The sequence below is a fragment of the Microbacterium sp. LWO12-1.2 genome, assembly GCF_040675875.1.
Taxonomy (GTDB): Bacteria; Actinomycetota; Actinomycetes; order Actinomycetales; family Microbacteriaceae; genus Microbacterium.
Map to the genome: position 1 here is coordinate 2,657,691 of NZ_JBEGII010000001.1, position 23,316 is coordinate 2,681,006.

Annotated in this window: 21 protein-coding genes; 10 read left to right on the forward strand and 11 right to left on the reverse strand. The window is 70.2% G+C overall.

Annotated elements, in window-relative coordinates:
• The first annotated feature begins 52 nt into the window (after window positions 1-52).
• A complete protein-coding gene (pgm, locus tag MRBLWO12_RS12795) occupies window positions 53-1,714 on the forward strand; it encodes a phosphoglucomutase (alpha-D-glucose-1,6-bisphosphate-dependent) (RefSeq protein ID WP_363556007.1) in 1,662 nt (553 codons plus the stop codon).
• Window positions 1,715-1,728: 14 nt separating this feature from the next.
• Here the strand turns inward: pgm and MRBLWO12_RS12800 are convergent, their stop codons facing one another.
• Window positions 1,729-2,835 (reverse strand): glycerate kinase, encoded by a 1,107-nt coding sequence (locus tag MRBLWO12_RS12800; RefSeq protein WP_363556009.1) that lies wholly within the window; start codon window positions 2,833-2,835, stop codon window positions 1,729-1,731.
• A gap of 125 nt (window positions 2,836-2,960) precedes the next feature.
• The gene (locus tag MRBLWO12_RS12805) at window positions 2,961-3,956 is read right to left on the reverse strand and encodes a LacI family DNA-binding transcriptional regulator (RefSeq protein ID WP_363558606.1); all 996 of its coding nucleotides are present in this window, start codon (window positions 3,954-3,956) and stop codon (window positions 2,961-2,963) included.
• 159 nt (window positions 3,957-4,115) lie between these two features.
• Here MRBLWO12_RS12805 and galT point away from each other — a divergent pair, with 159 nt between their 5' ends.
• The 3 genes from galT to galE are packed head-to-tail and all read left to right on the forward strand — an operon-like array spanning window position 4,116 to window position 7,498.
• Complete coding sequence (gene galT / locus MRBLWO12_RS12810) at window positions 4,116-5,300, forward strand: galactose-1-phosphate uridylyltransferase (RefSeq protein ID WP_363556011.1); 1,185 nt, start codon at window positions 4,116-4,118, stop codon at window positions 5,298-5,300.
• Complete coding sequence (galK, locus tag MRBLWO12_RS12815; RefSeq protein WP_363556013.1) at window positions 5,297-6,475, forward strand: galactokinase; 1,179 nt, start codon at window positions 5,297-5,299, stop codon at window positions 6,473-6,475. The genes galT and galK overlap by 4 nt, the downstream gene beginning before the upstream one ends.
• Before the next feature lie 45 nt (window positions 6,476-6,520).
• On the forward strand, window positions 6,521-7,498 hold the full coding sequence (gene galE / locus MRBLWO12_RS12820) for a UDP-glucose 4-epimerase GalE (RefSeq protein WP_363556015.1): 978 nt from the start codon (window positions 6,521-6,523) through the stop codon (window positions 7,496-7,498).
• 3 nt (window positions 7,499-7,501) lie between these two features.
• On the opposite strand, the gene MRBLWO12_RS12825 is transcribed toward galE, so the two are convergent.
• From MRBLWO12_RS12825 to MRBLWO12_RS12840, 4 genes are all read right to left on the reverse strand, one after another.
• Entirely contained in the window at window positions 7,502-8,827 is a 1,326-nt protein-coding gene (locus MRBLWO12_RS12825) for an MFS transporter (RefSeq protein WP_363556017.1), read from the reverse strand.
• Complete coding sequence (locus tag MRBLWO12_RS12830; RefSeq protein WP_363556019.1) at window positions 8,824-9,735, reverse strand: polysaccharide deacetylase family protein; 912 nt, start codon at window positions 9,733-9,735, stop codon at window positions 8,824-8,826. Before MRBLWO12_RS12830 ends, MRBLWO12_RS12825 begins: the two co-directional genes overlap by 4 nt.
• 22 nt (window positions 9,736-9,757) lie before the next feature.
• Window positions 9,758-10,900 carry an ROK family transcriptional regulator gene (locus MRBLWO12_RS12835; RefSeq protein ID WP_363556021.1) on the reverse strand — a complete coding sequence of 381 codons (1,143 nt, stop codon included), beginning with the start codon at window positions 10,898-10,900 and terminating at the stop codon, window positions 9,758-9,760.
• A gap of 86 nt (window positions 10,901-10,986) precedes the next feature.
• The gene (locus MRBLWO12_RS12840) at window positions 10,987-12,420 is read right to left on the reverse strand and encodes a gamma-aminobutyraldehyde dehydrogenase (protein ID WP_363556023.1); all 1,434 of its coding nucleotides are present in this window, start codon (window positions 12,418-12,420) and stop codon (window positions 10,987-10,989) included.
• 99 nt (window positions 12,421-12,519) lie between these two features.
• Here MRBLWO12_RS12840 and MRBLWO12_RS12845 point away from each other — a divergent pair, with 99 nt between their 5' ends.
• The 3 genes from MRBLWO12_RS12845 to MRBLWO12_RS12855 are packed head-to-tail and all read left to right on the forward strand — an operon-like array spanning window position 12,520 to window position 14,764.
• Complete coding sequence (locus MRBLWO12_RS12845) at window positions 12,520-12,987, forward strand: Lrp/AsnC family transcriptional regulator (RefSeq protein ID WP_247628000.1); 468 nt, start codon at window positions 12,520-12,522, stop codon at window positions 12,985-12,987.
• A gap of 29 nt (window positions 12,988-13,016) precedes the next feature.
• Window positions 13,017-14,420 carry an NAD(P)/FAD-dependent oxidoreductase gene (locus MRBLWO12_RS12850; protein WP_363556025.1) on the forward strand — a complete coding sequence of 468 codons (1,404 nt, stop codon included), beginning with the start codon at window positions 13,017-13,019 and terminating at the stop codon, window positions 14,418-14,420.
• Entirely contained in the window at window positions 14,417-14,764 is a 348-nt protein-coding gene (locus tag MRBLWO12_RS12855) for a cupin domain-containing protein (RefSeq protein ID WP_363556027.1), read from the forward strand. Before MRBLWO12_RS12850 ends, MRBLWO12_RS12855 begins: the two co-directional genes overlap by 4 nt.
• Before the next feature lie 36 nt (window positions 14,765-14,800).
• Here the strand turns inward: MRBLWO12_RS12855 and MRBLWO12_RS12860 are convergent, their stop codons facing one another.
• From MRBLWO12_RS12860 to MRBLWO12_RS12880, 5 genes are all read right to left on the reverse strand, one after another.
• Window positions 14,801-15,736, reverse strand: coding sequence for a DNA-methyltransferase (locus MRBLWO12_RS12860; RefSeq protein ID WP_363556029.1), 936 nt, complete (start codon window positions 15,734-15,736; stop codon window positions 14,801-14,803).
• 110 nt (window positions 15,737-15,846) lie between these two features.
• Entirely contained in the window at window positions 15,847-16,896 is a 1,050-nt protein-coding gene (locus MRBLWO12_RS12865; protein ID WP_363556031.1) for a lipoyl protein ligase domain-containing protein, read from the reverse strand.
• A 44-nt stretch (window positions 16,897-16,940) separates the two neighbouring features.
• The gene (locus MRBLWO12_RS12870; RefSeq protein WP_363556033.1) at window positions 16,941-17,678 is read right to left on the reverse strand and encodes a DUF1684 domain-containing protein; all 738 of its coding nucleotides are present in this window, start codon (window positions 17,676-17,678) and stop codon (window positions 16,941-16,943) included.
• A 175-nt stretch (window positions 17,679-17,853) separates the two neighbouring features.
• Window positions 17,854-18,720: an alpha/beta fold hydrolase gene (locus tag MRBLWO12_RS12875; protein ID WP_363556035.1), complete on the reverse strand. Its 867-nt coding sequence runs from the start codon at window positions 18,718-18,720 to the stop codon at window positions 17,854-17,856.
• 32 nt (window positions 18,721-18,752) lie between these two features.
• On the reverse strand, window positions 18,753-19,490 hold the full coding sequence (locus MRBLWO12_RS12880) for a copper homeostasis protein CutC (protein WP_363556037.1): 738 nt from the start codon (window positions 19,488-19,490) through the stop codon (window positions 18,753-18,755).
• Between the two features lie 82 nt (window positions 19,491-19,572).
• Between MRBLWO12_RS12880 and MRBLWO12_RS12885 the strand changes: the two genes are divergently transcribed.
• Genes MRBLWO12_RS12885 through MRBLWO12_RS12895 form a run of 3 tightly spaced genes read left to right on the forward strand, consistent with a single transcriptional unit; the run spans window position 19,573 to window position 23,290 of the window.
• Window positions 19,573-20,013: a MarR family winged helix-turn-helix transcriptional regulator gene (locus tag MRBLWO12_RS12885; RefSeq protein WP_363556039.1), complete on the forward strand. Its 441-nt coding sequence runs from the start codon at window positions 19,573-19,575 to the stop codon at window positions 20,011-20,013.
• Window positions 20,014-20,018: 5 nt separating this feature from the next.
• Window positions 20,019-21,347: an MFS transporter gene (locus MRBLWO12_RS12890; RefSeq protein ID WP_363556041.1), complete on the forward strand. Its 1,329-nt coding sequence runs from the start codon at window positions 20,019-20,021 to the stop codon at window positions 21,345-21,347.
• 32 nt (window positions 21,348-21,379) lie between these two features.
• On the forward strand, window positions 21,380-23,290 hold the full coding sequence (locus MRBLWO12_RS12895; protein WP_363556043.1) for a BCCT family transporter: 1,911 nt from the start codon (window positions 21,380-21,382) through the stop codon (window positions 23,288-23,290).
• Window positions 23,291-23,316 lie beyond the last annotated feature (26 nt).

Here is a 23,316-nt window from a genome sequence, read left to right on the forward strand (position 1 = left end):
ATGGAGGAAACCGAAGTTTCGCCTGCAGCGGGATCGGGGGCAGACTGTCTGCATGACGAGCCGTGCCGGCCTCCCTGCGGAGGACTCTGACCTCATCGATGTCGACGAACTGATCGCCGCCTACTACGACCGCATCCCGAAGCCCGATGTCGCCTCCGAGCGCGTGGCCTTCGGCACCAGCGGCCACCGCGGCTCATCGCTGTCGGGCAGCTTCAACGAGAACCACATCCTCGCCACGACACAGGCGATCGTGGACTACCGAGCGGGGCAGGGCATCACCGGTCCGCTGTTCCTCGGCAGGGACACCCACGCGCTCTCGCTTCCCGCCGAGCGCACGGCGATCGAAGTGCTGCTCGCGAACGGCGTGGACGTGCGGGTCGACTCCCGCGACTCCTGGGTACCGACCCCCGCGCTCAGCCACGCGATCCTCACCTACAACCGTGCCCTTCGACAGGCTCAGGGACCGGGAGAGGGGAACACCGGCCGCGCCGACGGCATCGTGGTGACGCCCTCCCACAACCCGCCGCGCGACGGCGGGTTCAAGTACAACCCCCCGCACGGCGGACCTGCCGACACGGATGCCACGGGCTGGATCGCCGACCGCGCGAACGAGCTCATCGCTAACGGCCTCGAGGGCGTCAAGCGCGAGCGCTTCGGCGACGTCGACTGGGATGCGATCACGGGCTACGACTTCCGTGACGCCTACGTGCGCGATCTCGCCACGATCATCGACGTCGACGCGATCCGTCGCGCGGGGGTGCGCATCGGCGCGGACCCGCTGGGCGGAGCATCCGTCGAGTACTGGGCTCTCATCAAGGAGGTCTACGACCTCGACCTCACGGTCGTGAACCCCGAAGTCGACCCGACGTGGCGCTTCATGACGCTCGACTGGGACGAGAAGATCCGCATGGATCCGTCCTCCCCGTCGGCGATGGCATCCCTGGTCGCGAAGAAGGGCGACTTCGACGTGCTCACGGGCAACGACGCCGACGCCGACCGGCACGGCATCGTCACGCCGGATGCGGGCCTCATGAACCCCAACCACTACCTGGCCGTCGCGATCGACTACCTCTTCTCGCACCGCGCCGAGTGGCCGCGCGACGCCGCGATCGGCAAGACGCTGGTGTCGTCGATGATCATCGACCGCGTCGCCGAGTCGCTCGGTCGCCGTCTGCTCGAGGTGCCTGTCGGGTTCAAGTGGTTCGTCCCCGGACTGCTCGACGGCTCGGTCGCGTTCGGCGGCGAGGAGTCCGCCGGAGCCTCGTTCCTGCGCAAGGACGGCTCGGTCTGGTCGACCGACAAGGACGGCATCCTGCTCTGCCTGCTGGCCGCCGAGATCATCGCGGTGACGGGCAAGACCCCGTCGGAGCGGTACGCCGAGCTCGAGTCGGCCTTCGGCTCGTCGGCGTATCAGCGCGTGGATGCCCCGGCGACGCCCGAGCAGAAGGCGACACTCGGCAAGCTCGCACCCGAGTCGGTGTCGGCGACGACACTGGCCGGCGAGCAGATCACCGCCAAGCTCTCGCACGCACCGGGCAACGGCGCGGCGATCGGCGGTCTGAAGGTGCAGACCGAGCACGCGTGGTTCGCCGCGCGCCCCTCCGGCACCGAAGACGTGTACAAGCTCTACGCCGAGAGCCTGCGTGGCCCCGAGCATCTCGCCGAGGTGCAGGCCGAGGCCCGCGCCGTGGTGTCGGCTGCACTCGGCGGCTGAGTCCGAGACGGTCGTCAGCCCGCTGCCCGGGCCAACGCAGCACCGGCTGCGCGCAGCCACTGTGCGGGCTCCGCGAGGGCGGCGGCGGATGACCCGGCGAGTTCGGTGAGCGAGGCGGATGCCGCGAACAGCGAGGTGTCGGAATCCGCCGTGATGCGACCGGCCGCCAGCATCGCCCGCGCCCCTGCATCGGCCGTGAGGGATGCGAGGAACGAGGGCACCTTGCCGTCGCCGGACTGCCCGTCGTACGACCCTTCGCCCGTGATGACGACATCCGCGTCGGCGATGGCAGCGGCGAGGCCGATGAGCTCCGCGACCTCTGCAGCACCGGGTGCGAGCACTCCACCCCACACCACCAGCGCGCCTCCTGTCCCGCCCGCGGCGCCGGAGCCGGGGAGCGCGGCGTCGAGGCCGAGCAGTGCCGCGAGTCGGTCGAGACCGGCGTCGAGCCGCACGACATCGGCCTCGGCCACGAGCCCCTTCTGAGGGCCGAACACGGCAGCGGCACCTCTCGGACCCGTCAGCGGGTTCGTGACATCGGTGAGCACTCGCACAGGGGGCGCCGAGCGCAGGGCGCTGAGGTCGACGGTCGCGATGCGCTCGAGTCCGCGCGCACCACGCACGACCGACGTGCCGGCCGCATCGAGGAACCGGGCGCCGAGAGCGGCGAGCATCCCGGTGCCGCCGTCGGTCGAGGCGCTCGATCCGAGGCCGAGCACGAGGCGCGAGACACCATGGTCGAGGGCTGCGGCGATGGCCTGACCGAAGCCGAAGGTGTCGGCGTCCCAGGGTCGCAGCTCATCGAGCAGTTCGATCCCCGAGGTGGAGCCGAGATCGACCACCGCCGTCCCGCGCGGCGCATGGTCCGTCGGCGGCAGCAGCAGCCAGGAGGCCTCGACCGGGACTCCCGCAGGGCCGTCGACCGTCACCGGCATGCGCAGGGACCCCGCCACGGCGGCCTCGAACGCGGCGACCGTGCCCTCACCGCCGTCCGCCATCGGCCGGTGCACGAACTCCGCGCCCGGCTCGACCGCCGCCCACCCCTCGGCAAGTGCGCGCGCGGCGTCTGCTGCCGTGATGGTTCCCTTGAAACTGTCCGGAGCCAGCACCACCCGTGTCATCGTGTCCTCCTGGACCCGAGCTTAGCGACGTCGCCCACGGGCGCCGTCCCGGTGCGGACGAGCGCCCGAATCGCCTGGTGTACGTGCTGTGGCGCGACCGGAAGGATGTCGGTGAATCGTCGCGGTCAGCTCCGGCGGGTGCTGGCGCGCTCGACCAGTGCGGTGGGGACGAGCGACGCCGACGATGCCCCGGCACCCGCGCCGCCGGTGTCGCCGTCGGTGTCGCCCTCGATGTCGCCCTCGATGTCGGCGACCAGGGCCGCGACGGCGCGATGCGCGAGCGCCGTGAAGTCCTGCCGGATCGTGGTGAGCGGAGGACGGTAGTTCGCCGCCTCAGGCACATCGTCGAAGCCGACGACGCTGACATCTCCCGGCACCGCGCGCCCGCTGTCGGCGATGGCGCGGAGCAGCCCGAGCGCCATCTGGTCATTCGCGCAGAAGACTGCGGAGGCGGCGGAGAGCTGCGCGCCTCCCGCGAAACCGGACTGCGCGCTCCAGTCACCGCGCACCACGGCGGGAGGGCGGATGCCGGCGGCGTCGAGCGCCTCCCGCCATCCTCGCTCGCGCTCTGTCGCGGCGAAGGAGTCCGCAGGACCGGCGAGATGGTGCACGACCTCATGGCCGAGGGCGAGCAGATGACGTGTCGCCGCCGCGGCTCCCCCGGCGTGGTCGCTGTGCACGGCGTGGAATCCGGCATCGGCCACAGCATCGACCACGACGAGGCGGAGCCCGGTCGGACGGTCGGCGGTCGGCACGAGGGCCGAGGCCTCGTTCAGCACGATCGCGCCGTCGACCTCCTGCTCGGCGAGCCGTTCGAACGCATCGGCCAGGCTCGATCCCGCAGTGACGAGGGTGAGCGCGTAGCCCCGCTCCGCGGCGGCCTCGGCGGTCGCCTGCAGCATGCGGGAGTTGCCGACCGTGGCCAGGGTGGTGACGACGAGTCCGATGGTCTGCGAGCGACCGGTGCGCAGGGCTCGCGCCGCGCGGTGCGGGCGGTAACCGAGTGCGGACATCGCCTGCTCGACACGGGCACGTGTGGCGGGATCCACGCGCGGACTGTCGTTCACCACGCGCGAGACCGTCTGACCGGACACGCCGGCGCGCGCGGCGACGGCGGCCATCGAGACCCGGCCGGTGGCGGGGCGGCGGCGGCGCGGCTCACGGTCGAGCACGGCGCCGAGATCGTCGTCGGTCACTGCCATCCCTCTCCACAACTCCCGAAACGTGTTCACAACTCCGGAATGTTGACGTTATCACGCCGGAAGTCGTACCATGTTTACGTGAACACGCCTGAACTTCCTGAGTTGCACAGCGAGACCCTCGGCGGCGGCGTCGTCAAGCGCGCGACAGTGCTGGCCGACGGCCGCGACATCATCTACTACGACGACCGCGACTCGACGCTCGGCCCCGACCGCGCTGTCGATGCCCGCGCGCTCGACCCCCGCCCCGACACCGCCACGATGCGCCTCGACGTGCTCACCGGCGACTGGATCACGGTCGCGGCGAACCGCCAGAACCGCGTCATGATGCCCGGCGCCGACGCCGACCCGCTCGCACCGCAGACCCCGACGAACCCCTCCGAGGTGCCGTCGCTGTACGACGTCGCCGTGTTCGAGAACCGCTCCCCCGCGTTCGGCCCCGCGCTGGCCGAGGCGATCGGCGCAGCCCCCGCCGCGAGCAACCCGCCCCGCGGGCTCGACGATCTCGCCGCACTCGGCCTCGGCCGCACCCGCACCTCGGTCGGACGCTGCGAGGTCGTGTGCTTCAGCCCCGAGCACTCCGGATCCTTCGGCACCCAGTCCGTCACCCGCGCCCGCACGGTGATCGAGGCGTGGGCCGACCGCACCGCCGCCCTGTCGCAACTGCCAGGCATCGAGCAGGTGTTCCCGTTCGAGAACCGCGGCGAGGCGATCGGCGTGACCCTGCCGCATCCGCACGGCCAGCTCTACGCCTACCCGTACGTGACCCCGCGCACCACCCGACTGCTCGACGCGATCGACCGTACGGCGCCCGACCTGTTCGCCCGCGTGCTGGAGTTCGAGCAGGCCTCCGAGCGCGTCGTGTTCCGCGGTGAGCACTGGACCGCGTTCGTGCCGTTCGCTGCCCGCTGGCCCCTGGAGGTGCACCTGATGCCGCACCGCCACGTGCCCGACTTCGCCGCGACCTCCGAGGCCGAACGCGACGAGCTCGCGCCGCTCTACCTGCGCCTGCTGCGCGGCGTCGATGCGCTCTACGACACTCCGACGCCGTACATCGCCGCGTGGCACCAGGCACCGGTGAACGTGGGTCGCGACACCGTGCGCCTGCACCTGCAGCTCACGAGCCCGCGTCGCGCTGCCGACAAGCTCAAGTTCCTCGCCGGATCCGAGGCCGCGATGTGGGCCTGGGCCGCCGAAGTCACCCCGGAGCAGGGCGCCGCCCGCATCCGCGAAGCCATCGCCCGCGCCGAGGAGGCCTCCGCATGACCGCCGCACAGGACAGCGCCCGCGCGCTCTTCGCCGCACTCACCGGACACGAGCCGGACGGACTGTGGTCGGCCCCCGGCCGGGTCAACCTGATCGGCGAGCACACCGACTACAACGAGGGCTTCGTGCTGCCGTTCGCGATCCCGCACCGCACGGTCGCCGCGGTCGGCACACGCGACGACGGACGCATCCGCGTGGCCTCGACCTTCGCCGACGACGCGGTCGAGGTCGGACTCGACGAGCTGGATTCTCTGTTCCCGACCCCCACGGGCTCGCACCCCGCCGTCCCCGAGTGGGCCGCGTATCCGCTCGGCGTCGCCTGGGCGCTGCAGCTGACAGGAGCCGCGGGTCGCGGGGTCGACATCGCGATCGCCTCCGACGTGCCCGTCGGCGCCGGGCTGTCCTCGTCGGCCGCGATCGAGGGAGCGACGGCATCCGCTCTGAACGACCTGTGGAATGCCGGACTCGACCGCGTGGCGCTCGCCCGCGTCGGACGCCGTGCCGAGAACCAGGCCGTCGGAGCGCCGACCGGGATCATGGACCAGATGGCATCGATGCTGGGCGAGCCGGATGAGGCGATCTTCCTCGACTGCCGCTCGCTGGAGGCGCAGACCGTGCCGGTCGGTGCCGCGGCATCCGGTCTGGCGATCCTCGTGATGGACACACGGGTGAAGCACGCGCACTCCACGGGAGGCTACGGCGAGCGCCGGGCGTCCTGCGAGAAGGGCGCAGCGATCATGGGCGTGTCGAGCCTGCGGGATGTGTCGGTGGCCGACCTCCCCCGCGCCGAAGAGCTCATGGACGACGTCACCTTCCGCCGCGTGCGGCACATCGTGACCGAGAACCAGCGCGTGCTCGACACCGTGCGGGTGCTGCGCGAGCAGGGAGCGCGGGCGATCGGTGGGCTGCTCATCGCCTCGCATGCCTCGATGCGCGACGACTTCGAGATCTCGGTGCCGGAGCTCGACACCGCGGTGGAGGCTGCCCTGGCTGCGGGTGCGATCGGCGCCCGGATGACCGGCGGCGGCTTCGGCGGTGCCGCGATCGCGCTCATCGAGCAGAGCGCGGTGGAGACGGTGACGACCGCGGTCGAGGCGGCCTTCGCAGACGCCGGCTTCACCGCTCCGCACCTGTTCACGGTGGTCCCGTCCGCGGGCGCGCACCGCGACGCCTGAGAGAATGGACCTGGAGCCGTCCCAGTGCGGCAGGAGAGGAACGCAATGTCCTGGATCGTCACCGGCGGCGCCGGCTACATCGGTGCGCACGTGGTTCGCGCTCTCGCGGATGCCGGGCTCACCCCGGTCGTGCTCGACGACCTCTCCAGCGGGGTGGCGTCGTTCGTACCGGAGGGCGTGGCGTTCGTGCAGGGCAGCATCCTGGATCGCGAGCTCGTCGAGAAGGCGCTGCGCGACCATGACGCGGAGGGCGTGATCCACGTCGCCGGCTACAAGTACGCCGGAGTGTCGGTGCAGCGCCCGCTGCACACCTACGCGCAGAACGTCGAAGGCACCCGCGTGATCCTCGAGGCCATGCAGGCCGCGGGCGTCGCGAACATCGTGTTCTCGTCATCCGCCGCCGTGTTCGGCACTCCGGATGTCGCACTCGTGGTGGAGGACACCGCGAAGAGGCCCGCCAGCCCCTACGGCGAGTCGAAGCTGATCGGCGAGTGGCTGCTGCGCGACCAGGCGATCGCGACCGCCGACTCCGAGACGCCGCTGCGCCACACCTCGCTGCGTTACTTCAACGTGGTCGGCTCCGCGGATCCGACGGTGTACGACGTCAGCCCGCACAACCTCTTCCCGATCGTGTTCGAGGCGCTGATCGCGGGTCGGACCCCGAAGATCTTCGGCGACGACTACGCGACCGAGGACGGCACGAACGTGCGCGATTACGTGCACGTCGGCGACATCGCCGCGGCCCACGTCGCCGCGGCCAAGCGCCTGTCGGCCGGTGAGCCCATCGAGCCCGCGTACAACCTCGGCTCCGGTGACGGCCTGAGCGTGAAGCAGATCATGGATGCCGTCGCTCGCGTGACCGGCATCGATTTCACGCCCGAGATCGGCCAGCGCCGGCCCGGAGACCCCGACCGGATCGTGGCCACCGGAGAGCTCGCCGCCCGCGACCTCGAGTGGACCATGCGGTACACGGTCGACGAGATGGTGCGCACCGGCTGGGAGGCCCGCCGCAACGCCGGCTGAGCCTCAGAGATCGCGGCGGCGGATCGGGTAGATCCAGAAGCAGAGCCACGCGAGCGCAGTGAACAGCAGCGGGATCACGGCGAGCATGAGCCGGATGCCACCGTCGACCGTTGCGGGCTGCGCATCCTCCAGCGCCGCATCGAACCCGGATGACGTGAGCACGACCGCCGCGACGATCGCCTGGAGTACGACCGAGCCGCGCACCACGAAGCCGTTCACGCCGAAGTACGCGCCCTCACGGCGATGCCCGGTGCGCACGGCATCCTCATCGATGATCTGCGCGAGCATCACCTCGAGCAGCTGCAGCAGACCGCCGACGCCCACGCCGACTCCGACGCCCACCAGCGCCGCGCCGAGCACGGTCGACGGCACCAGGTAGCCGAGCACGGTGATGCCGAACACGGCCACGCTCCACAGCAGCGCGGTACGCGGGTTCGTGCGGCGGACGACCGCGCTCCACAGCACGATCGAGGGGATCGCGGTGACGAAGATCGCTCCGAGCAGCAGACTGCTCTCGCCCTCCGGCGCGTGCAGCGAGTAGCGCACATAGAACGGGACGGCCGCGAGGATGATCGCGATCGACGTCTGCACGAACAGCGACCCGAGCACGTAGGGGACGAACGCCCTGTTCGCGAACGTGTAGGTCAGCTGGTCGCGGAAGCGCATCGCCTCGGATGCCGCTTCGGGCACGCGGCGTTCGACCATGCCGCCGAGGAACGACCAGACCAGCAACACCAGGCACACCGCGCCCAGCACGAGCGCCATGCCCGGCCATCCGATCGAGTCGTACAGCAGCGGTGCCCCCGCGGTGCCGAGCACCATGCCGATGATCGCGAAGATCTGCCGGGGCACGTTGCCCCGCGCCCGCTCATCCGTGGTGCGGAAGATCTCGGGGAAGAGCGCCGAGATGTTGAGCACCACGACCACGAACGCGATGTCGTAGACCGCGACGACGATGAGGAACCAGGCGATCAGTCCGCCGGTCGGCAACTCCGGCGGCATCCACACCAGCACGAAGGCGACGACCAGCGGCACGATGCCGAAGCCGATCCACGGGATGCGGCGGCCCCACGGGGTGCGGATGCGGTCGGACAGCGCGCCGACCACCGGGTTCAGCAGGGCGTTGAGGATGCCGTGGGCGATCAACGCCACGGCCACCCACCCGGCGGGCACGGCGAGGTGCGAGACGTAGAAGTAGACGACGAACGCCGAGAACGTCTGCGCCATGAGCTGAGTGGGGAAGCCGGAGAGCCCGAAGGCGATCGACTGCGCCCTGGTCGGTGCCGCGTCGAGACGCCGATCGCGCAGGCGTGTGACGAGCGACGTCATCGCGTGCCCCGCTGCAGATCGCGCAGCGCACGCCAGCCGATGCGCACGAGGCCTTCGTCGGCGATCGCCTGTGTCACGACCGGGTCGGAGAGCAGACGCAGCTCGTAGCCCCGCTTGACGGCGGCGAAGTCGACCGCGGAGCGCAGCTCCTCGGTGTCGGTCATCGGATGCAGGTAGATCTCGGTGACGCCGGCGGGCACGGCGCGCAGCAGCGTGACGAAGCCGTCGCGCACCTGCTCGTAGGTCTCGGCGTCGTCCGTGCCCTCACCGACCAGCTCGAACGGATGCGACCAGAGCCGGTCGATGATCTCGACCCCGAGCGCGTCAGCCGCGCCGGCCGCCCTGGCGAGGGTGTCGGCGCTGACGCCGTCCATGCTGCGCGGCAGGCGGAACGGCAGCCCGTGCTGCGCGGCCAGCGCGAAGACCTCGCCGAGGAAGTCGCGGCCGGTCGCGAGCCCGTAGACGGATCCCATGTGGTTGTCGAGGTGCGTGACGTCGACGCCGGCGTCGAGAGCGGCCTGCAGCTGCGCGGCGAGCTCAACCGCGACATCGTCGGCCGCGGCGCGCTGCTCGACCGCGACCACATCGGCCGGGAAGAAGCCGTCGGCGTCGACCAGGCTGCTCGCGGAGCCCGTGAGAGGACGCCACCGGTAGCGGGACCACTCGCTCGTCAGCACCAGGTGCACACCGACGTCGAGGTCGGTGCGCCCGGCGGCGAACGACAGTGCTTCCGGCGCCCAGGAGCACGGGACCATCAGCGTCGTGGAGTCGATGCGACCGGCATCCAGCAGCTCGACGATCGCGGTGTTCGCCGCATGGCACATGCCGAAGTCGTCGGCGTTGAGGATGATCGCCCTGGCGCCGGGGACGAGTCCGAGACGTTCGGCGAGATCGGAGGGGGCAGTCATCGTCGACTCCTGTCGGGTGGGGTCAGCGCACGGTCTTGTCGGCCGGCGTGAGGATACGGGTGAACAGTGCGGCACGAAGAGCGGATGCCGCCTCTCCTGTCGCGCCGACCAGGGGCGCCTCTACGCCGAAGGACGACACCCGGAAGCCCACGGGCAGCAGCGGCGAGTACTCCTCCGCGATCCGGGCTACCGCCTCGGCGAGAACAGGGTGCGCGGCACTCCCGCTCAGGATGAAGGCCTCGGGGTCGAGCACGAGGGTGATGGTGCCGGCGATCAGCACCAGACGTCTGGCGACCTCGGTGACCAGCTGCAGCGCGGCCTCGTCGCCGTCGGCCGCGGCTTCGAGGTGCACGCCGAGCAGTGCGTCGGGGTCGAGGTCGTACACGCGGGCGAGGTCGCTGACCACGGCGTCGTTCACGACCGGAGCACCGATCGGCAGCGGGCTCTGCGGCAGGTACATGATCTCGCCGGCGACGCCGGAGGAGCCGCGGTGCAGGGCGCCGTCGATCACGATCCCTGCACCCAGACCGTCATCGACGAGAAGCAGCAGCGCGAAGCTGGAGAGGTCGGCGACGGCACCGACGGAGAGCTCGGCGAGGGCGGCGAGGTTGACGTCGTTCTCTATGCGGACTTCACAGCCGAGAGCCGCTGCGAGCGCGCAGCGGAACGCGCCGCCGTCGGGGCCCTCGTCGTTGCGGATGCCACCGTCGGCGGTGACGATTCCAGGCACGCCGACGACCGCCGCGTGCACCGGTCCTTTCACGGCCCGTCGCCCGCGATCGACCAGGCGCGCGATGTGGGCGACGCGGTCGTCGGCGCGGGGGAAGTCCTCGTGCAGTTCGGCACGCACGGCGCCGGTCGGGTCGACGAGCACGACGTGCGCGGCATGGTGGTCGGCGTGGATCGCGGCGGCGAATCCGAGATGCGGGTGCAGGGCGACCCGACCGGCGGCAGGACCGCGGGTGTCACGGTCGACGCCCGCCGGCGCCACGGCACCGGCGCCCTCGAGCATGCGGAGCACCTGAGTGACAGCGGTGCGGGACAACCCGGTGGCCGCCATCAGCTCTGCGCGCGTGCGTGGGCCGGTGCGCGCGAGTGCTTCGAGAATCGCGCGGCCGTTGAGTGCGCGGAGCAGGGTCTGGGGCCCTGCGAGTGGCCTGGTCATGACGATCCCCCCGGGTCAGCTCCGCCCAGCCTCCCACATCGCGCCGCGCCGCCGGGCCGCCACCCGGAAACATGACGCCGAGGACCTCAGTCCAGCGCCGACATCACGTGCTTGATGCGCGTGTAGTCGTCGAAACCGTATTGCGAGAGGTCCTTGCCGTAGCCGGAGTGCTTGAACCCGCCATGGGGCATGTCAGAGACGAACGGGATGTGGGTGTTGATCCACACGCACCCGAAGTCGAGGTCGCGCGAGAACCGCATGGCACGAGCGTGATCCGTGGTCCACACCGATGAGGCCAGCGCGTACGGCACATCGTTCGCCATCGCCAGCGCCTCTGCATCCTCGGAGAAGGACTGCACGGTGAGCACAGGGCCGAAGATCTCGCCCTGGACGGCCTCGTCGTCCTGATGCAGACCCGACACGATCGTGGCCTCCCAGAAGTATCCGCGGTCGCCCTGCCGCGCGCCACCGGTCTCGATCGTCGCGTGCGCGGGCAGTCGTTCGATGAAGCCGGACACCTGGGCGAGCTGCGCCGCGCTGCTCAGCGGGCCGTACAGCACACCCTCTTCATGCGGCCCACCGGTGCGGGCGTGGGTGCGAGCGCGAGCGACGAGCGCCGCAACCAGTTCGTCGTGGATCGAGGCGTGCACCAGCACCCGCGTCGCCGCGGTGCAGTCCTGACCGGCGTTGAAGAACGCGCCGGTGATGATGCCCTCGACGGCCTTCTCGATCGACGCATCCGCGAACACGATCGCCGGGGCTTTGCCTCCGAGCTCCAGGTGCACGCGCTTCACATCGTTCGCGGCCGAGCGGGCCACGGCCATGCCGGCGCGCACCGAACCGGTGATCGCGACCATCTGCGGCGTCGGGTGCTCCACCAGCGCCACTCCGGTGTCACGGTCTCCGAGCACGACGTTCAGCGTTCCTGCGGGAGTGTGCGCCGCGACGATCTCGGCCAGCAGCAGCGTCGTGAGCGGCGTCGACTCCGCCGGCTTCAGCACGACGGTGTTGCCGGCGGCGAGCGCCGGCGCGATCTTCCACACCGCCATGTTGAGCGGGTAGTTCCACGGGGTGACCTGACCGATCACCCCGATCGGCTCTCGGCGGACGAAGGAGGTGTGTCCGGCGAGGTACTCCCCCGCGGAGCGGCCCTCCAGGCTGCGGGCGGCGCCGGCGAAGAAGCGCAGCTGGTCGACGGACTGCATGATCTCGTCGGCGACGAGCGTGGCGCGCGGCTTGCCGGTGTCGCGCGACTCCAGATCGGCGAACTCCTCGGCGCGGGCGAGCATGGCGTCCGCGATGCGGAACAGCGCCAGCTGCCGGTCGGCGGGGGTGGTGTCGCGCCAGAGCGGGAAGGCAGCGGATGCCGCGGCGTAGGCGTCGTCGACGTCGCTGCCGTCCGACACGGGGAGCACGCCGTACTCCTCCTCGGTCGCCGGATCGATGAGCGGCAGGCTGCCCGCTCCGCGCACGGGAACGTAGCGACCGCCGATGAAGTTGTGCAACGTCTCTGAAGGCATGCCCTCATGGTAGCGAGGAGTGTGCGAAATCTGAAGCACTTTCCTGGGCAAACAACTGAATCAGTTGCCAGGGCATGATCAACCTGTCAATATCGACACATGAGCACTACGCCGAAGCAGCCTGCCCTGGACGACATCTCCAAGCGGATCGTCGAGCTCCTCCAGGAGGACGGCCGCCGCCCCTATGCCGAGATCGGTCGCGAGGTCGGCCTCAGCGAGGCAGCCGCCCGCCAGCGCGTCCAGCGGATGACAGAAGCGGGCATCATCCAGATCGTCGCGGTGACCGACCCGATGCAGCTCGGCTTCCACCGGATGTCGATGATCGGCATCCGCGTCACGGGCGACCCGCGCACGATCGCCGAGGAGCTCACGAAGATCCCCGAGCTCGCCTACGTCGTCGTCACCCTCGGCACGTTCGACATCCTCGTCGAAGCCGTGTGCGAGGACGACGAGCACCTGCTCGACCTCATCGCGACCCGCATCCGCACCATCGACGGCATCGCGCAGACCGAGAGCCTGCTCTATGCCGGCCTCTACAAAGACCTCTACAACTGGGGCACGCGCTGAGGCGCGCCCCCTCATCCAACGGAGTGATCATGGGAACCACTGTCTTCGAGCGTCAGCAGCCGCCGCAGTCCGTCATCGACGACTCCCTGCGCTCCACCGCCTTCGGGGTGTTCTGGCTCGATGACGTCGAGCGACCGGTGCATCCGCCGCTGAAGGGCTCCGTGCACGCCGACCTCGCGATCGTCGGCGGCGGTTACACGGGACTGTGGACCGCGATCCGCGCCAAGGAGCGCAACCCCGAGCGCCGGGTCGTACTGCTCGAGGCGTCCCGCGTGGCCTGGGCCGCGTCCGGGCGCAACGGCGGGTTCTGCGAGGCGAGCCTCACGCATGGCCACGAGAACGGCGTGAACCGCTGGCCCGACGAGATCGACCGACTCGAGGAGCTGGGCCTCGCGAACCTCGACGGCATCGAGCAGACCATCGCGCGCTACGGCATGGACACCGACTTCGAGCGCACCGGGCAGATGGCGGTCGCCGTCGAACCGCACCAGGTCGAGTGGCTCCGCGCCGAGGACGACTTCCTCGACAAGGACGCCGTGCAGGCCGAAGTGCACTCGGAGACCTTCCTCGCAGGCTCCTGGGACCGCGAGGGGTGCGCGATGGTGCACCCGGCGAAACTGGGGCTGGAGCTGGCCCGTGTCGCGGCCGAGCTGGGCGTCGAGATCCACGAGCGCACCCTGGTGCGCGGCATCGAGGGAGACGGCTCCTCGGCGATCACGCTGGTGACCGACGGCGGACGCGTGACAGCGGATGCCGTGGCACTCGGCACCAACGTCTTCCCGTCGTTGCTGAAGCGCAACCGCCTTATGACCGTGCCGGTGTACGACTACGTGCTGATGACCGAGCCGCTCTCGGACGCGCAGCTCACGTCGATCGGATGGTCGAACCGTCAGGGCCTCGCCGACAGTGCGAACCAGTTCCACTACTACCGGCTCACCGCCGACAACCGCATCCTGTTCGGCGGCTATGACGCGATCTACCACTACGGCGGCAAGGTGCGCCCGGAGTATGAGGACCGCATGGAGAGCCACCGGCGCCTCGCCTCGCACTTCTTCACGACGTTCCCGCAGCTCGCGGGGCTCACGTTCACGCACCGGTGGGCCGGAGCGATCGACTCGTCCAGCCGCTTCTGCGCGTTCTTCGGCACCGCCCGCAAGGGCCGCGTCGCCTATGCGACCGGGTTCACCGGGCTCGGCGTCGGCGCAGCCCGCTTCGCCGCCGACGTCATGCTCGACAAGCTCGCGGGAGAGGAGACCGAGCGCACGGTGCTGAAGATGGTGCGTGAGAAGCCGGTGCCGTTCCCGCCGGAGCCCGCCGCCGCGATCGGCATCAACCTGGTGCGGGCGGCCATGAACCAGGCCGACCACCGCGACGGCAAGCGCAACCTGTTCCTCAAGACGCTCGACGCGCTCGGCATGGGCTTCGACTCGTGAGCGGGCTCGACGCGGGAACCGGCGTGGATGCCACGGCCCTCGCCCTCACGCATGACCCCCTCCCGGCCGGCGAGGTGCGCGCGGGCACCCCGACGACGGGCACGCAGGCGTTGGCGACACTGGACGGCATCGAGATCGGCATCTGGGAGATGACCCCGGGCACAGCCACCGACACCGAGGTCGACGAAGTGTTCGTGGTGCTCTCCGGACACGCCACGATCGCCTTCGACGATCCCGCACTGCCCGCTCTCACGGTCGGCCCCGGTTCGGTGGTGCGCCTTGCTGCGGGACAGCGCACCACGTGGACCGTCACCGAGACGCTCCGGAAGATCTACATCGCCTGAGAGCGGGCGCCAAGCGCGTGTGAACCGCGCGGCGCCTCAGTCCAGCGCGGTCACCTCGGCATGGGGCATCCGCTCGCGCATCACGCGGACCGCTTCTGGATTGTCGTCGACGAGCACGGCATCCCGCCCCAGAGCCGACGCCACCGCGCCGGTCGTGCCACTGCCCGCGAAGAGGTCGAGCACGCGGTCGCCCGGGCGGCTGGAGGCACGGATGATGCGGCGGAGGATACCCTCGGGCTTCTGCGTGGGGTATCCGGTCTTCTCGCGACCCGTGGTCGGAACGATCGTGTGCCACCAGACGTCGGTCGGGAGCTTGCCGCGCGCCGCCTTCTCGGGCGTGACGAGGCCGGGCGCCATGTACGGCTCCCGGTCGATCTCGTCGGCGTTGAAGACGTACGACCGCGGGTTCTTCACGTACACCAGGATCGTGTCGTGCTTGGTGGGCCAGCGCCGACGCGACTTCGCCCCGTAGTCGTAGGCCCAGATGAGTTCGTTGAGGAACGAGTCGCGCCCGAACACGGCGTCGAGCATGACCTTGGCGTAGTGCGCCTCGCGGTAGTCGAGGTGCAGGTACAGGGTGCCGTCGTCGGCGAGCAGCCGCCACGCCTCCTCGAGCCGCGGCATCAGGAACGTGCCGTAGTCGTCGAAGCGGTCATCGTAGGTGCGCAGCATCCCCCGCACCCGCTCGTAGGCGTGGCCGTGGAAGCCATGGCGGATCTCGGTCTCGGCGGCCGGCCGTTCATAACTCAGGAGATCTGCGGCGGATTCGGCAGGTTCGGCCCCGCCAGCCGCCGCCGCGGCCGGTTCTTCCTGAGTTGTGGACGCCCGCCGCGCCGTCACCACCTGGCGCTCCTGCGTGCGTCCGGTGTTGAACGGCGGATCGAGGTAGATCAGGGTGAAGGAGGCCTCGGGCAGGGTCGCCGCGGCGGCGAGGTTGTCACCCTCGATGATCGTGACGGCACCGGGCGTCACTTCTGTCGGAGAGTTGCACGTTCTTCGGCCGGATTCGGCGGATGCGGCCGAAAAAGGCGCGTTCTCCCGAATTTCGGATGCGCCACCCTCGGCCCCTGTCGAAGGGTCGGTCACGGGACCCGGTGCAGCCATGCGTCGGTGGCGAACTTCGACTCCACGAGTGCCTCCGCGGCGGCGTACTCCTCGACGCTGATCGCCCCGGTCTCGGCATCGGTGAGCGAGCGGAAGGTGCCGATGAACCGGTCGATGATCTCGGCACGCGTGAGTCCGGTCTGGCTGCGCAGCGGATCGACCCGCTTGGCCGCAGACGTGGTGCCCTTGTCGCTCAGCTTCTCGCGCCCGATGCGCAGCACCTCGGTCATCATCTGACCGTCGATGTCGTACGACAGCGTCGCGTGGTGCAGCACTCCCCCGTTCGCGAGGCGCTTCTGCGCTGCGCCACCGATCTTGCCGGTGGGGCTCGCGATGTCGTTCAGCGGCTGGTAGACCGCGTCGATCCCGAGGGAGCGCAGCGCCTGCAGCACCCAGTCGTCGAGGAAGGCGTAGGAGTCGGCGAAGGTCATGCCGGCCACCAGCGACGCCGGCACGTACAACGAGTACGTGATGATCTGGCCCGCGGCCATGAGCATCGCCCCGCCACCGGAGATCCGGCGCACGACGTCGAATCCGTGACGGGCGGCGCCCTCCGGGTCGACCTCGTTGCGGTACGACTGGAAGGACCCGATGACCACGGCGGACTCGTCCCATTCCCAGATGCGCAGGGTGGGGCGGCGGCGACCCTCGCCCACGCGGGCGGTGAGCACCTCGTCGAGCGCGAGGTTCATGCGGGGCGAGACGGCCTTGTCGTGCACGATCTCCCAGTCGAAGTCGCGCCAGCCCGGTGCGGTCACGAGCGCGCGGCGCACGGCCGTGCCGACCGCATCCGGGGTGAATCCGAGCAGCTGCGCGCCCGCGGGCAGCGCCTCGCGCACGGCAGCGGCGATCGCGGTGGCATCCGTCTCGACCGGCAGCCCCGTCACCGCGGCGTTGATGTCTTCGAGCGCGGAGTCCGGTTCGAGGAAGAAGTCGCCGGCGAGGCGGAATCGCGCGATCCTGCCGTCCTCGACATCCAGGTCGACGACGACGAGCTTTCCCCCTGGGACCTTGTATTCACCGTGCACGGTTCCAGCTTAAGTCCGCGCGGCCCCGGTGGCCCGGTCCGGCGTCAGCGTCCCAGCACCACGGCACGCTCTCCGGCACGGATCGGCACCGTGTAGCGGTTGCCCTCCGGGGGTAGCGGGCACACGAACTGGTCGGAGAACGCGCACGGCGGCAGGTATGCGCGGTTGAAGTCGACCACCGCGGTGCCGTCGGCCGCGGGCTCGTCGACGGGCAGGAACCGGAACCGATAGGTCTCACGCCCGTTGGTCCCGTCTCCGAACACGGCGCTCAGCGCGCCCTGCGCGTTGCGAGTGACCGTCAGGTCATACTCCTTCTCGCGCAGGGTGAAGCGCAGGCGTCCGGCGAGCGGAGACTCGTGCGTCGCACCGTCGACCGTGGTGATCGTGACCTGCTCGTGAGGCGTCGGCTCGAAGTTCGCGGCCACCCGCCAGGCCCGGTCGGGTCGATAGGCGTCGATGCCGCTGAACCGCTCCCGCTCCAACCGGCCGGGATTGTAGACACGCAGCGCGACGGTGCCGTTGCGCGTGAACCGTCGCAGCTCCCGCCTGCCGAGTCGCAGCGTCTGCACTCCGTGCAGAGCCACGCTCTCGCCGGCCTGCCCGAGGTCGGTGCCTCGGATGCCGCCGTCCGCAGTGAGCGCCCAGAGCCCGGGGATGCCGTCGACGGCGGCCGGCTCGGTGATGAGCCAGTTGGTCGACTCGAGCGCCGCTGGTCCGTACTCCGCGCCCGCATAGCGCTCACGCGATGCGTGCCAGTCCTGCCAGTCCTTCTCGAAACTCATCGCAGCAGTTCCCTCCCCTGCGAGGGCACCGCTGGGGGACCTCACCTCGCTCGTCCGCGGAATGATGCCCTGAATCTATGCGGCGGCCGAGCGCGGCTTCGAGGAGCGCGTCATGCGGCTTCACCGGCTGTCATCCGCGTTCATCGTGCGTAACACGGCGACGCCGAAAACCGGATCAGTCGCGCGGCGGGAAGTGCTTGTCGAGCCAGGAGAGCACGTCGGCGCGCACCTCGCCCTGCTGCAGTTCGTTGAAGATCTCGTGCCGCGCATCCGGGTAGACCAGCGTCGTGACATCCGTGAAGCCGGAACGGGTGCGGTACTCCTCGGCCAGCTTGTGCACGCTGCGGGGTCCGCCGACCGGGTCGTCGCGTCCGACCATGAGCAGCAGCGGGATGTCGTGCCCCTTCGCCGCGAGGGCTTTCGCCGGGCGTCCGTAGAGCTTCGCGGCCTCGACAGGGCCGAACAGCTTGAGCAGCGGCACGTCGGTGGTCAGCGGGTCGTTCTCGAAGGAATCCCACACCGCGGGGTCGCGGCTGAGCCACTCGAACCCGGTCGCGTCCGGACCCGCCCATCGGGCGTTCAGAGGTGCCGCGTTCAGCGATCCGGGCATGCGCAGCGCCGAGCCGGAGAGGATGACGGCGTCCCAGGCCTCGGGGTGGTCGTTCACGAGCATCTGCGCGAGGAAGGATCCCCACGAGTGACCGAGCAGCACGAGCGGCAGCTCGGGGTTCTCGTCGCGGATGATGCCGGTCAGCTGCCACACGGCGTCCTCCGCCGCGCGCAGCCCGCCCTTGCCGAGACGGCCGAGCCCTGCCGGGCCCTCATGCTGGCGGATGCCGGTGCGCCCGTGCCCGCGGTGGTCATCGGCGTAGACCATGAAGCCCGCACCGGTGAGCGCGGCGATCAGCGCGCCGTAGCGTCCCGCATGCTCGCCGACGCCGTGCAGCAGCTGCACGACTCCGCGCGGCATGCCCTCCGCCGAGTGGACGTCATAGACGATGGCGATGCCGTGGGCATCCGTGAACTCTCGCGTATCCGTCACGCTGAGAGCCTACCCATGGCGGCGAGGACCGGCTACAGGCCGAGCGCTGCCCGCACCCCGAGGGCGATGTCGCGATCCGTGACCTCGTAGCCACCGACGCCGTCGGATGCCGACCCCATGCGCACCCCGCCGTCTTCGCGCACCGCGCGCTTGGCCGAGAAGTGCAGGGCGTCGACGCCGATCGCGGCGAGCGCCGGCGCGGTGGCGGCATCCACGCCGCTGCCGGCCATGATCTCGATCTCGCCCTCGGCTGCGGCGACGAGGGCGCGCAGCATGTCGATGCCGTCGATGGCTGCGGAGGCACCGCCCGAGGTGAGCACACGTCGCAGTCCGAGGCTCCGCGCGGCCGAGAGCGTGGCCACCGGGTCGGCGGTCACGTCGATGGCGCGGTGCAGGGTCACCGATGCTCCCCCGGCGGCGTCGCGCAGGCGGGTCATCGCATCGATGTCGAGGCGCCCCTCGTCATCGAGCGTGCCGATGACGACCCCGGTGGCGCCGGAGGCGAGCGCCAGGCGCACGTCGCGCTCGGCGACGGCGAGCTCGTCGGCGTCGTAGTGGAACCCTCCGGCGCGCGGCCGGATCAGCACGTGCACCTCGGGGCCGGTGTCACCGGCGGTCTCGACCGCGAGTTCCACCGCCGCCTGCGACGGAGTGAGCCCGCCCAGCGCGAGGGCGGTGGCGAGCTCGACGCGCGCGGCGCCGACCTCCGTGGCGATGCGCACACCGGCGGGGTCCTGTACGGCGAGTTCCATGGCGAGAGTTCGGGTCACGCCTCCATTCTGCCGGGTGCGCGCGGCGGCGACGGCATAGGCCCTTCCGCCTTCTCAAAAGATTAGATAGGCTATCTAAGTAATGTCTGCGTCTGAAGAATCCCTCCACCTCACCGCCACAGACCTGCGCATGGCCACCTTCCGCTTGGCCCGCCGGCTCCGGTGCGCCCGCGCCGCCGACTCCATGAGCGACGCGCAGCTCGCCGTGCTCGCGACCCTGCGGATGCACGGCCGCCGCACGATCTCCGCCCTCGCCGAGCACGAGCGCGTGACAGCACCCTCGATGACGAGCACGGTCGACGGGCTCGAGAAGCAGGGGTTCGTGGTGCGCACGCCCGACGAGGACGACCGCCGCCGCGTGCAGGTCGACATCACCGCGGCCGGAACCGAGATCGTGGTCGAGACCATCCGCCGCCGCGACGAGCTGCTCGCCGACATGCTCCGCGAGCTCGACTACACCGAGGACGAGCTCGCGACGCTCCGCGCGGCGAGCGAGCTGATGCGGCGGGTGACCGACCGATGAGCGCCATGTTCCGTTCGTTCGCGAACATCAACTACCGCATCTGGTTCGCCGGGGCTCTGGTCTCCAACGTCGGCGGGTGGATGCAGGCGACCGCCCAGGACTGGGTCGTGCTCACCGAGCTGACCGACAACGACGCGACAGCCATGGGCGTGACGATGGCGCTGCAGTTCGGTCCGCCGCTCGTGCTCGTCAGTCTCACCGGCTGGGTGGCCGACCGGTTCGAGCGCCGCCGCATCCTGCTCACGACGCAGACCGCACTGCTCGGTCTCGCGATCGCCGTGGGTGTGCTGCTGCTCAACGGCCTGATGACGCTGCCGATGATGTTCTGCTTCGCGCTCGGCTTCGGCGTCGTGAACGCCTTCGATGCACCCGCACGCCAGGCGTTTGTGTCCGACATGGTCTCCACGGGCGACACCTCCAACGCGGTCGCACTGAACTCGGCATCCTTCAACCTGGCCCGCATGATCGGACCGGCCGTCGGCGGGCTGCTGATCGTGGCGATCGGCTCCGGCTGGGTGTTCATCGTCAATGCGGCCACGTTCCTCGCGATGATCCTGGCCCTGGCGATGCTGCGCACGAGCCTGCTCGCCCCCCGCCCCAAGCACCGCAACCGTGGCGGTCTCGCCGCCGGCTTCCGCTACGTCTGGGGGCGCAGCGACCTGCGTGTCGTGTTCGTGACGGTGTTCCTGATCGGGGCCTTCGGCATGAACTTCCCGATCTTCGCCTCGACCATGGCGATCGAGTTCGGCTCCGGCGCGGACGGGTACGGCGTGCTCAGCTCGATCCTCGCGATCGGCTCGCTGGCCGGCGCCCTGCTGGCCGCACGCCGCGACCGCGCCAGGGTGCGCGTCGTGATCTTCGCGGCCGGCGGATTCGGCATCGCCGCCTTCGTGTCGTCCGCGATGCCGAGCTACGCCGCGTACGCCGTGACCCTGATGTTCACCGGCTTCATGATCGTGACCCTGCTGACGACGGCCAACGGCTACGTGCAGATGACCACAGACCCCGCGCTCCGGGGCCGCGTACTCGCCCTCTACATGGCCGTGATCATGGGCTCGACACCGGTCGGGGCCCCGATCGCCGGATGGGTGGCCGACGCATTCGGCCCCCGCGCCGCGATCATGCTCGGCGGGACGGCGGGTCTCATCGCCTGCGCGATCGGCGCGATCTGGGTGTTCACCTCCGGTCGGCTGCACCGCGACGAGAACCGCCGGTTCCTGCTCACCCTCGACGAGACGCGGCCGCTCAGCATCATCGACGAGGTCGACCCGGTGGAGTTCAGCGACGAGGCGGCCGTGACCACCCCGATCCGCTCCGCACGGCCGAAGGACTGACCGCCGGAGCGTCAGCGATATACCGTTGAGGGATGAGCGGACCGGAGAGCACGCCCCAGCCGTCGGAGACCACACCCTCGGATCCGGTCTCCACCGACACCGCGGAAGGCGCAGCGGCCCGCCGTGCACTGCCACCCTTGCAGCGCTGGGTGTTCTGGCCCGCAACGGTGATCATCGTCGCCTTCGTCGCGTTCACGCTCGCCGCCCCGCATCTCGCCGAGGCCATGTTCGGCGCGATCCAGACGACGATCGTGAACGCCTTCAACTGGTACTACGTGCTGATCGCCGCGTTCTTCGTGGCCTTCAGCCTCTACCTGGGCTTCAGCCGCTTCGGCGACATCAAGCTCGGCCGGGATGACGATGAGCCGGAGTTCTCGCTCATGTCGTGGTTCTCGCTGCTGTTCGCCGCCGGCATGGGCATCGGCCTGGTGTTCTACGGCGTGAGCGAGCCCCTCACGCACTTCGCGACGCCGCGGCCGGGCGTCACCGGCACGCCCGAGCAGCTCGCGCAGGCCGCACTCGGCCAGACCTACCTGCACTGGGGCGTGCACGCCTGGTCGATCTACGTCGTGATCGGTCTCGCGCTCGCCTACGCCATCCATCGCCGCAAGCGCCCGATCTCGATCCGCTGGACCCTGGAGCCGCTGCTCGGAAAGCGCGTCGAAGGAGGGTGGGGACACGCGATCGACGTGATCGCCCTGGTCGGCACGCTGTTCGGCGTCGCGACCTCGCTCGGTCTCGGCGTGATCCAGATCAGCGCCGGCCTCAGCGCCGCAGGGCTCGCGAAGCCCGACGAGACCACGCAGGTCATCATCATCCTGATCATCTCGGTCTTCGTACTGATGTCGGTGCTGTCCGGCGTCACCAAGGGCATGAAGTGGCTGTCGAACGCCAACCTCATCATGGCCGGGCTGCTCGTGCTCTATCTGCTGGCCGTCGGTCCGACCGAGTTCCTGCTCCGCGAGTTCGTGCAGTCGATCGGCTACTACGTGCAGAACTTCGTGAGCCTGTCGTTCAACGTCAGCGCGTTCCAGGGAACCGCCGGCGAGGAGTGGCAGGCGCAGTGGACCTCGTTCTACTGGGGCTGGTGGATCTCGTGGGCGCCGTTCGTCGGCATCTTCATCGCCCGCATCTCCAAGGGCCGCACGGTGCGCGAGTTCGTCACCGGTGTCATCCTGGTGCCGACCCTGCTCGGCATCCTGTGGTTCGCAGTGCTGGGCGGATCCGCACTCGCGCTCGAGCTGCAGTCCCCCGGCACGCTCACGGGCCCCGACGGCACGGTCGACGTGCAGGGCGCGCTGTTCGAACTGCTCGCCCACGTCCCCGGCACCACGGTCGTGACGCTCGGCGCCCTGCTGCTGATCACGATCTTCTTCGTGACCTCTGCCGACTCCGGCGCTCTCGTGATGGGCATGATCGCCACCGGAGGACAGCAGAACCCGAAGCGCTGGATCCGCACCTTCTTCGTGGTCGTCACCGCGGCACTCGCGATCGCGCTGCTGCTGGCGGGCGGCCTCACCGCGCTGCAGACCGCCGCGATCACGATCGCGCTGCCGTTCAGCGTCGTACTGCTGTTGATCTGCTGGTCGACGGTCGTCGCCTTCACGCGCGAGCGGCGCGCCTACGCCCGAGCGGAGCGCGCGCAGCTGATCGACAAGATCGGCGACTACTACGGTCTCGAGGTGGAGTCCCGCGATGAGCGTGGGGTGCTGGGTGCCCAGCCGCGGTGGATGCGCTCGCTGCAGCGCAGGCTCGGACTGCCGGTCGCACCGACCACGCCGATCCGCATCCCCGCGCAGCTGCTCAGCACCGAATCGAAGGCGGATGCCGGGCCGGCCACGCTCGACGTGGATGACCTGGTGTCGTCCGACGAGCTCTCGGGGTACGACGATCCGGATGTGCCGTCGCACGGTGAAGACGAGTCGCCCCAGTATCCGCGCTGACCGCTTTCTGCGCGGTGTCAAGGGGG